8 protein-coding genes are annotated in these 9,901 nt (G+C 64.5%); 3 read left to right on the top strand and 5 right to left on the bottom strand.

The genetic code is table 11. The features are described 5' to 3' along the window. From B2W55_RS01180 to B2W55_RS01160, 5 genes are all read right to left on the bottom strand, one after another. Positions 1–1,705 (bottom strand): strawberry notch-like NTP hydrolase domain-containing protein (locus B2W55_RS01180; RefSeq protein WP_291532172.1); only part of this gene is annotated, 1,705 nt, incomplete at its 3' end. Positions 1,706–1,853: 148 nt separating this feature from the next. Then, positions 1,854–2,267, bottom strand: a complete 414-nt coding sequence (locus tag B2W55_RS01175; protein ID WP_024584497.1) for a hypothetical protein — start codon at positions 2,265–2,267, stop codon at positions 1,854–1,856. A 166-nt stretch (positions 2,268–2,433) separates the two neighbouring features. Next, on the bottom strand, positions 2,434–4,572 hold the full coding sequence (locus tag B2W55_RS01170; RefSeq protein WP_006022620.1) for a ParB/RepB/Spo0J family partition protein: 2,139 nt from the start codon (positions 4,570–4,572) through the stop codon (positions 2,434–2,436). A gap of 187 nt (positions 4,573–4,759) precedes the next feature. Then, positions 4,760–5,878 carry a DUF3800 domain-containing protein gene (locus B2W55_RS01165; RefSeq protein ID WP_006022621.1) on the bottom strand — a complete coding sequence of 373 codons (1,119 nt, stop codon included), beginning with the start codon at positions 5,876–5,878 and terminating at the stop codon, positions 4,760–4,762. Positions 5,879–6,029: 151 nt separating this feature from the next. After that, a complete protein-coding gene (locus B2W55_RS01160) occupies positions 6,030–7,223 on the bottom strand; it encodes a hypothetical protein (protein WP_024338475.1) in 1,194 nt (397 codons plus the stop codon). Positions 7,224–7,479: 256 nt separating this feature from the next. On the opposite strand from B2W55_RS01160, the gene B2W55_RS01155 reads away from it, so the two are divergent. From B2W55_RS01155 to B2W55_RS01145, 3 genes are all read left to right on the top strand, one after another. After that, positions 7,480–8,109: a DUF6088 family protein gene (locus B2W55_RS01155; RefSeq protein ID WP_006023614.1), complete on the top strand. Its 630-nt coding sequence runs from the start codon at positions 7,480–7,482 to the stop codon at positions 8,107–8,109. A 75-nt stretch (positions 8,110–8,184) separates the two neighbouring features. Next, positions 8,185–9,015 carry a DUF6088 family protein gene (locus B2W55_RS01150; RefSeq protein ID WP_006023613.1) on the top strand — a complete coding sequence of 277 codons (831 nt, stop codon included), beginning with the start codon at positions 8,185–8,187 and terminating at the stop codon, positions 9,013–9,015. Beyond that, positions 9,012–9,901: nucleotidyl transferase AbiEii/AbiGii toxin family protein (locus B2W55_RS01145; RefSeq protein ID WP_291532171.1), on the top strand; the 890-nt coding region annotated here is incomplete at its 3' end. The genes B2W55_RS01150 and B2W55_RS01145, both read left to right, overlap by 4 nt.

Below are 9,901 nucleotides of genomic sequence, written 5' to 3'. Positions count from 1 at the left end.
AATTTGAACGCCGATTGACAGGCTTGCCCTGCGGGAAGCGCGAGAGCGGCGTGACCAGCAGGCGCTCCATGCCGAGTGCGGACCAGTCGCGCTGCGCGTCCTCAATCAGCTTGTCGGATTTGGAGATCCAGACCGCCTTGCGCCGGCCCTGCATCCAATTGTCGAGCACGATGCTGGCCGACTCGCGCCCCTTTCCGACGCCGGTGCCGTCGCCGATGAAGAAGCCGCGGCGAAAGCGGAGGACGCCGTTTGCATCATCGGCGGCGGCCGCCACGACATCGAAGGTGTCGTCGACGGTCCAGGAGCCCGCGAGAAAATCGGAATGGGCTTCGCCCGCGAAGATCAGGGTTTCGAGCTGGGCGTCGGAGAGCGAGTCCATGATGGTCGCCGGCAGCGTCGGCCGATAGCTCGGCTTGGGCGGGGCGACCGAGGCCATGGCGGCGGATTGCACGAGGTTGGTGGGATGGGCCTGAGAGCCGGCAATACGGATCGTCTGCAATCCGTATTGCTCGTAGATCGCGTCGCTGAGGCGGGCGCCCTCGGCCGGGGTCCAGTCGATGGTCTCATAGGCGAGCGGCAGGCCCTCGGGATCGGCGAGGCCCACTCGGGTCGCCGATGTCGCCGCGGTGCGCGCGAGATAGCCGCGAACGGTGCGCGGTGCGGCGCTGATCGGCATGACCTGCACGGCGGGCGCGAGGGGCGAGCGCGGCGGCACATGCTCGGCGAGCCATGTCATCAGCGTGGCGATGTCGGGAGCTGTGCCGGGTGATGCCGGAAATGCGGATGGGTCGTCGGCCGGGATCTTGTCGATCACGGTCAGCCGGGTTTCGACGGTCGTGCCGTGCTTCGCATAGATCGAGCCATGGACGGCGGCGGTGAACACGACGCGGCCCCGCTCCTGCAGGCGGACGTAGGCGTCGCGCCAGGCCGGCATGTGGGGGCCGAAATTCGCGCCTGTGATCGCGACCAGGCGCCCGCCATCGGCGAGCCGCGCGAGCGCGGATGCGAGATGGCGATAGGCTGCGTCGGCGACACGTCCCTCGACATTGGCGAGTACCGAGAATGGCGGGTTCATCACCACGATGGTTGGGACGGTCGCCGGGTCGAGATGATCGTCGATCTGCGCGGCGTCGAAGCGGGTCACGGGAATGGCCGGAAAGAGGGAGGAGATCAGCGCGGCCCGGGTTTCGGCGAGTTCGTTGAGGACAAGCGTGCCGCCGGCGATCTCGGCGAGGATGGCGAGCAGGCCGGTGCCGGCAGATGGTTCGAGCACGCGATCGGCGGGTGTGATGGCGGCCGCAGTGATCGCGGCCAGGCCGAGCGGGATCGGCGTCGAGAATTGCTGGAAGGCCTGCGCCTCCTCGGAGCGGCGCGTGTGGGTGGGCAGAAGTCCCGCGATCTTGCCGAACAGAGGAACGGCCGCGGCCGGAGACCCGGCTTTGCGCAAAAGCGCCTTTCCGTATTTGCGGAGCATGAGGACGGTTGCGGCTTCGCAAGCGTCGTAGGCGTCCTTCCAGTCCCAGGCGCCGGCAGTATCGGACGCGCCGAAGGCGGTCTCCATAGCGGTGCGCAGGACCGCGGCGTTGATGCGCTCGCCGCGCTCGATGTGAGGAAGGAGGAGAAGTGCCGCGGCATGGATGGCGGCAGCGTCGGTCGGCGGATCGGCGGCGATCGGCAGCGCCGCCGCAAGGGTGTGAGCGTTCATGGGAGACGTCCTCGGGAGAGCGGAGCGGGAAAGCCCGCCGGCGCTCTCTCTCGGACCGGACGGGCTCAACCCGTCCCGGCCTCCCTCTCGCTCTCAAGGGGCGCGGCCCGGCCGCGCCATCAGTCGATAGACAATGGTCTCGATGATGTCAGGCATCATCGCCGCCATCGATCACCTCGGCGAGCCAACCGTCGGTATAGATCCAGGCCACAGTTTCGCCGGTCGCGAGATCGAGGACATGCGCGCCGCCACCGAAACCGTCGAGACGCGGCCGGGAGCAGGTGTTGGCGTACTGAAAGCCCCATCGGCCGGTGAGATGGAATTCGGCGGCGCAGCGTCTGACGAACTGGATCAGCCGTTCGGGATCGCCGGTGACGTCGTCGCGCAACCAGAGTTTGGTGCCGCCATGCTCGGGCTGGATGGACAGGAGAAAGCCATCGGACGGCGGTTCCTCGGATGCTCCGTCCTCGGACAGTTGGTTGTAGAGATCGAGCGCGCGGGCTGTGTTCTCGGGCGTGCCGACATCGAGCAGGCATGAGAAATGGGTGAAATAGTCGGCCATGAGGCCACTCCCGGAGAGCAGGGAACGGGAGAGCCGGCAGGCGCTCTCTCCTCCATGTCCGGCTCGCCACGTCCGGGCCAAACTCTCCCTCTCGATCGGCGCGCATGAAAAAAGCCCGACGCCCCCGAAGGGACGCCGGGCTCGTCAAGTCAGATGAGGACCGCCGTCACTCCGCGGCGGCGAGGTGCCGTTCCTCCTCATCATCGGTGTTGGTCTCCTCGTCATCGCCGTCGAGGAAGTCCGGCAACGCCTCGTCGCCCTCGCCAGAGTCCGCCTCGGTGCTTTCGGCATCGGCGCCGGAATTGCGCAGCGGTTCGGGCAGCCAGCCCGTCTCGGCGAGGAGACGTTCGGCTTCGGTCGCCATGTCGCCCTTCTTCAGATGTGCGATGAGTTGGGCGGCGCGCTCGCCGGCGCCTTCACGCACCGCTTCGAGGATGCGGGGCTTGGTGACGCGGCCGAGATAGTTGGCGACGGTCGGCCGCCACCCGGCTTCGGCCATGTCGAGCCCGACCGCCAGCGACAGGCGATCGGCTTCGGCGATGCGCTGTTCGACACTATGCGCCGAGACACGGCCACCGTAGCGATCGGCCCGCTCATAAAGCGCATTGACGCCGAACGAAGCGCAATGGGCGAAGAGTTCGGCCTGTTCGGGGCCAGTCAGTGCGGCCAGCCCATCCCAGAGATCAGCGACTTTGGCCGGGAGCCGTTTGCGCCAGCTATCGTGCCGGGCCTCGATCGCCTTGGCATAGACGCTGTCACGAAGCCCTTCGGGCTGCGAATGGAAGGTCGTGCCCCGCACGCTGACCTCCATCGCGAAGCCGTACTGGCTGCCGCCGTAGAACACGTCCTGGCAGAACTTGTGCAGGACGGCGACGAAGGCGACCGAGGGATCGGTGGCGAGCTTGTCGCGGAGCGCGAGGGTGCGATCGGCGGTCAGCTCCGTGATCAGTCGATCGGGGAGCGGCTTGATCGTGTCGTCCTCGTCCTCCTCCTCGGGCTCGGCAGGTTTGCCGCAGATGGTGATGACCGCGCGCTGGACCGAAGGCGACGCCGGATAGTCAGCGTCATCGTCGCCGCCATCCTGCTCTTCACCCTCGCCATCGCCCGCCTGGTTGGCGATCTCGTCCTCGGGTCGGACATAGCCGCGGTCGATCGACAGCGTGCCGTCGGCGTCCAGGCTGACGAAGACCCCGGCGATCGCGATGTCGGCGGGTTCGTAGTGGACCGGCCGCTCGTCGAAGCTGGCGAGCGCGGTTTCGATTTCGCCAAGGCGCTGATCGATCTCGTCCGGCAACTCGTCGGCGTTCTCATATTCGGCCTCCAGCTTGGCGCACTCGGCGTTGAGCGCCTCGATGGTCGCCTGTTCGTCAGCCGTCAGGTCGAGCGGCGTGCCCACGATCTCGCGCAGGCCGTGGGTGGCGCCATAGGGGAAGCTCATCGCCACCTCGATCCATTTCCAGCCTTCGCCGGCGATCGCTTCGGCGGAGGCTTTCAGCTTGTCGGCGACCAGGCGATCGAGCAGCGCAGGATCCTGCAGCCAGCCGCCGTCGTCATCCTGGAAGAGATCGCGCAGCACGCAGCCGCCGTTGGTTTCATAGGCATCGATGCCGACGAATACGGCCCGCTTGTCGGATGCGCGGACGGCGGTCTCGGTCAGCATGCGCCGGATCTGGTAGGGTTCCCTCTGCCAGCTATTGCGAACCGACTCCCAGACCTGCTCCTGACGCGCATGATCGTTGGTGACGGTGAAGGCCATGAGCTGTTCGAGCGTGATGCCGTCCTCGGCATAGATATCGAGCAATGACGGCGAGACGGCCGCGAGGCGAAGCCGCTGCTTCACGACCTGGACGGACGCGAAGAATGCAGCCGCAATCGCCTCCTCGGTCATGCCCTTCTCGCGCATCGCCTGGAACGCGCGGAACTGGTCGAGAGGATGCAGCGGGGCGCGTTCGATATTCTCGGCCAGCGACACCTCGTCGACGAGGATGTCGGCATTGGCGTCCGACACCACGCACGGCACCTTGGAGGTCTTGGTGAGGCGCTTCTGCTTGACGAGGAGCTGCAGCGCGCGGAAGCGACGCCCGCCCGCCGGCACTTCGTACATGCCGGTTTCCTGGCCGTCGGCATCGAGCACCGGCCGGACGTGGAGGGACTGGATGAGACCGCGCCGGGTGATCGACTCGGCCAGCTCGTCGATCGAGACGCCAGCCTTGACGCGGCGGACGTTCGACTGGCTCAGCACCAGCTTGTTGAAGGGGATGTCCTGCGCCGACGACAGGGTGATCTTCTGAATGGCAGTTGCCATGAGACTTACTCCGCGACGGGCGCCGAAAGCCTCTCTCTCGACCCTAAACCCGTCACGAAGCGAAGCACCGCCCTCTCACTCTAGGAGGGCAGCGACACCATCAAACGCCATCGGTAAGGTCACTGCCAGAACCGGCGATGATCCCGCGCCAGTCCTTCGTATTCGCCCATGACGGCTTGATGCCGCCCTAGAAATTCGAGCGCGGTTCGATGCCGAGGAAGCGGATCATGTTGTCGGGCGCGACGAAGTTGACACCCGAACCCAAGCTGCGGTCGCCTGTTGCGACGAGGCGGCGGAAAATCGCTACCTTGTCAGGATGCATGGGGGCGCCGCCCCACACAGCGTCCTGTACATATCGCGCGATGAAACCGGCGAGGACGTCGGCGACCTGAATGCCGATAGAATCGTGCGATCGCTGGAATTGCAGGTCGGCCGCCTGCGAGAATTCGAAGTCGGCCGTCTGCAGGGGCAATTTCACGCCAAGCTGCGCCAGGTCCTCTGCGAGCTTCTTGTTGTGCAGAAGAATGTCTCCGAACTGCAATTGCTCGTCGTGGAACAGCGTCACGCCGGAAACCTGCTTTCGCGCGAAGCGATTGATCCGGGCGTAGATGTTGGTGAACGATGTCAGGTTCGGCAGAACCCAGAGCAGCTTCCCGGCGGGATTCTTGTCGGGAATCGGTAATGCCCGCTCGACGGCCTTGGCTTTCGGCAGCTTGCGGAAGTCCTTCAAGCTGTCGCGCGCAAAACGGATGATCCCCGCCGCCACGTCAGTAGGCGGAACTCCGCTTCCCTGCGCCCACCGAATTATTTGCTTGTAAAGTTCGCGTATTTCCGCGTGGTCTCTGCTTTGGCAACATGCGGCAAAGGCGTGAGCCAGCTCGGGAGGTGCATATAGCGCCATGTAGTTCGCCATAACGCCCTTCATCCAAAGGGCGCCAGGTTGAGTGTCGCATTCCCCCACATAGGGCACCACCATTCGCTCGATGATGTTCACGACAACGAAGAAGTGCTTGTCGACAAGCTCGATAAAGATTGGGGCGCGGCGCGTCTCAAGGAGGTCCAGAAGATCAAAGATGAAGCGCGGCTTGTCATAAGCCTGTTTTGATTTGAGCTCCGACGACTGGATGCGGTGCGCCTTTTTTAGTGCGCCCAATTTATCGGTGAAGTCCTGGTCGAGCGTGCAGCCGAATGCAGCCAAGGCGAACATGCGCTGTTCGACGAAGTAGGAGTCGATTTTGACCGTGCTCAGGTCGCCGGTATTGCCGCTTTCATCGATGTAATATTCCGCAGGCGCCTGCTCTAGCATTCTGTATCCAGTCGCTCGTTTGGCGATTGTGCTCCATGCCGCACCACTGAATAGGTGACCTGGATCTGGGCCACAAGACAGCCCGGAAACAGTATGGCTAGGGGACGCAAAGCCGGAGACACGGACAACCGCATCTCCGGCATTGCGGGGATCAGGCGGCGCGATCGAGCAGCTTCTTGGCCTTGCCTTCGAGCTCGAGCCGCGCGTCCTGGTGGGGCTTGTCGCGCGCGACGGCGGTGATGCCCTGGACGAAATCGAAGATGCTTTCCGGCGGGCGGCCTTCCTCGGCCAGCACCGCGTCGATGATTTTGCCCGTCTCGGCTTTCGAGAAGCCGCGGCGGCGCAGGAATTCGGTGCGCTCTTCGTCCTTGTGCGCGACGATGCGTTCGCGCGCCGCCTTGATGCCGGTGATGAACGGCTGCGGTGAGGAGTCCGCGAAGCTGAGCAAGGCCGGCGCCGCCTCATGGGCGAAGCGCGAAGCGGCGTATTTGGAATGGCGGATGGAGATCTCCTCGAAATCTTCGACGCCCCACAAATTGCGATTCTGGCACACGGCCCTGAGATAGAAGGACGCGATACCAAGGGTCTTGGCGCCCACTTCGCTGTTCCAGGCATAGAAGCCCCTGAAATAGAGATCGGGCGATCCATCCGCGAGCTTGCCGGCTTCGATCGGATTCAGATCGTCGACGAGGAAAAGGAAGACGTCGCGATCGGAAGCGTAGAGTGTCGTGGTGTCCTTGGTGATGTCGACGCGCGGATTATAGACGCCGGTCGACCAGTCGAGGACACCGGGCACTTTCCAACGGGTGTCGCCGGTGCCGTTGCCGGCGATGCGCTGCACGGCTTCGACCAGCTCGTGGTCGTAGATCCGGCCGTAGTCGGGGCCGGTCACGGCGCGCAGCTCGACGCGGCCGTCGTCGGTCTCGAGGGTCTTGATCTGCTCGGCGCGGTGGGCGGTCAGCCCATATTGCAGGTTGATGCCGGCGAGCGCGGCGGGGAGCTGCCGCAGATAGGCGGCCGGCGCGCCGACCTGGCTCGCGAGCTGACCGAAACTCCAGTGCGTCGGAGCGATGGGCTTGTCGGCGCCTGGTAGGATCAGGGCAAGCCGTTCGGGATCGGTGCGGCTGGCTTCGACATGGATAAGCGCGGATTCGACAACGCGCGTTCGGCTGCGCTCGGTGCGCTCGCGGACGGTCCGGCCGAGTTCGGCGAGCGAGAGATAGCGCTCGTCGTCGGGTCGCGAGAACCACTCCGAGGAAACCCGACCGATGCGCTCGCCGCGGTTGATGTCCACCTTCCAGCCGCCACTCACGTCGCGCCGGGCATCGAGAACCTGCATGTTCATGGGATCAAACTCCATGACGGGCGCCGGAAGACTCTCTCCCGACCCTCAACCCGTCACGGAAATCCGGTCCACACTCTCACTCTAATGAGGGCGTTGCGGGGTCTCCCCGCAGAAGGGGTCGGCCGAGACCCTGGGCTCGGCCGCAGGGGAAGGCTTTCCCCTCCAGGCCCCCTCTCAATCGCTGGCCCTTCCAGTCGGTTTGGGGGAGATTGAAAACTGTCAGAAAACCGCATATATTTCTGACAGGAGAAGTGCCGTGCAACGACTGACCGAACAGATTCTGGCGCACACCGAGGGCTTGCCCGAGGGCGCTCCGATCGCGGCGAAGAGCCTGCTCCATCTCGGCAATCGCGCCGCGGTGGATCAAGCCTTGTCGCGACTGGCTGAACGTGGCCGGCTGATGCGTGCCGGGCGCGGCGTCTATCTGCGCCCGGTTTCGAGTCGGTTCGGCGTCCGCGCGCCCTCCGTCGAGAAGGCCGTCGAAGCCCTCGCGCTCCAGCGCGGCGAAACCATCGTGTCGAACGGTGCCGCGGCCGCTAACGCGCTCGGCCTCACGACACAGGTGCCGGTCCGGTCGGTCTATCTGACATCGGGCCGTAGCCGGACGATGAATCTGGGCCAGCAGGTCGTCGAGCTGCGGCATGCGCCGCGCTGGCAGTTGGCGCTGGCCGATCGGCCCGCCGGACAGGCGGTGCGAGCGCTCGCCTGGCTGGGGCCGGAAAAGGCAGAAGCCGCCTTGATGACGTTGAAGCGCAAGTTGCCGTCTTCCACGTTCGGCGAACTCGTCGCGGTCGCGCCCCAGCTACCGAGCTGGCTCGCCAGGACGGTCGGCAAAGTTGCATACGGCCGAAGGAGCCATTCTCAGGTGGGCGGCCTACCTATTTAGATTGTCCGAAATTTGTATATTTATTTCGGACAATCCACTTGGTTCGCGTCCGAAAAAGGACTACAATTTTCGGACATGAACACCGACTCGCCCGATCTGAAGAAAGCCATGCTCGAGCGCATCCGTGCGGATGCGCCACGCAAGGTCTGGACGCCCAGTGACTTCGTCGATCTCGCCTCGCGGGACGCGGTCGATAAGGCGTTGCAGCGGCTGACGAAGGTCGAAATCCTTAGGCGGATTGATCGTGGGCTCTACGATCAGCCTGGCTTCAACAAACTCACCCAGAAACCCAATCCGCCTGATCCGCGCTCAGTCATCGACGCCGTCGGGCGACGTGACCAAACCCGGATGCTTGTCGACGGCATGACCGCGGCGAACGATCTGGGCCTAACTGACGCCGTCCCCGCCAAAATCGTGGTGCACACCGACGCTCGGCGCCGCGCGATCAAGCTCGGCAACGTAACGATCACCTTCCGTCCAACCGCGGCCAGCAAGCTATTCTGGGCCGGACGACCAGCGATGCGCGTCGTCCAAGCGCTTCACTGGCTGCGCGATCTCCTGGTTCGTGAAGGAGAAAGTGATCAGGTTAGGCGCAAGCTCGCCAATCTTTTCGAAGATCCCACGGTGGGACCGCCCCTCAAAGCGGATCTCACTGCCGGTATGACAGCTCTTCCGACATGGATGTGGGTGTTTCTCAAGCCGCTCGTTGAAAGCGACGCCGGCGTTCGTCGTCGGCACGTCGATGATGATCGTGATGATGCTGATCATGATCGTCATCAACAAAGAACGGCGGACGATGCCGATGATCAGCGTCATGCTGCCGTCGCCCGGCCCAAGCGAAAGCCGCTCTCCCCGCAGAAGGCACAAACTGCCAAGCGCGGTGCAGCCCGGGCGGTGAAGACATGAATCCGGCTTTCGACGAGGTTCTCGCGGCCGGGTCGGACGCGATGTTGAGCGCCTTCGATACGACGGCGCTACGCCTCGGCACGGCGTCTCAGAATATCGAGAAGGACTTCTGGGTCTGCTGGACGCTGGATGCCTTGTTCAATGGCTTGAAAGAGGGCGGACCCCGCCTCCTCTTCAAAGGTGGAACCTCCCTGTCCAAAGGGTTTGGTTTGATCAATCGCTTCTCCGAAGACATTGATGTCACGGTGTTTCGGGACGACATCGGCGAGCCGGCGACCATCGAGGAGCTCGAAGCGCTGAGTAGCAAAAAGCGCCGGGCGCGCCTCGATGCGATCAAGGACGCCTGCCAAGCCTACATCAACGGCCCGCTGCGGGCTGAGTTGACGCAGATCCTGCAGGACCGGCTTCAGGCTGCCGGCCTCGATGCCGGCGCGGCCCGAGTGGAAGCCGATGACGCTGATCCCGACGGGCAGACGCTTCTGATCTGGTATCCCGCGGCGACGCCGCGATCGGATTATGTGCGGGCAGCGATCAAGATCGAGTCGGGCGCGAAATCCGCGCTCGATCCGAACAGCGAAGTGCCGATCAAACCCTATGTCGATGATGATCTGCCGGCGCTCGACCTGACCGTGCCGGCCGTCCGCACGGTCGATCCGGAACGTACCTTCTGGGACAAGGTTGTCATCCTCCATGGGCTGCGGCGCTGGTTCGACAAGCGCGGCGAGCTGCGCGGGGGCGGCCAACGCGTTTCCCGTCACTATTATGACCTGCACCAGCTCGCCGCGGCCCGCGTCGGCGCCGCCGCCATCGCTGATCCGGCGCTCGGTGCGGATTGCGTCGCGCACGCCCGGATGTTCTTCAATCGACCGGACTTCGATCTCGCGAG

The sequence above is a fragment of the Bradyrhizobium sp. UBA2491 genome (genome assembly GCF_002341725.1).
Lineage (GTDB): Bacteria > Pseudomonadota > Alphaproteobacteria > Rhizobiales > Xanthobacteraceae > Bradyrhizobium.
The sequence above is the reverse complement of the archived record's forward strand: the minus strand, read 5'-3'. Positions and strand labels throughout refer to the sequence as shown.

Coding starts and splice junctions, on each gene's coding strand:
- B2W55_RS01160 (WP_024338475.1), bottom strand. CDS start 7,223: ATGAACATGCAGGTTCTCGATGCCCGGCGCGACGTGAGTGGCGGCTGG.
- B2W55_RS01150 (WP_006023613.1), top strand. CDS start 8,185: ATGAACACCGACTCGCCCGATCTGAAGAAAGCCATGCTCGAGCGCATC.
- B2W55_RS01175 (WP_024584497.1), bottom strand. CDS start 2,267: ATGGCCGACTATTTCACCCATTTCTCATGCCTGCTCGATGTCGGCACG.
- B2W55_RS01165 (WP_006022621.1), bottom strand. CDS start 5,878: ATGCTAGAGCAGGCGCCTGCGGAATATTACATCGATGAAAGCGGCAAT.
- B2W55_RS01170 (WP_006022620.1), bottom strand. CDS start 4,572: ATGGCAACTGCCATTCAGAAGATCACCCTGTCGTCGGCGCAGGACATC.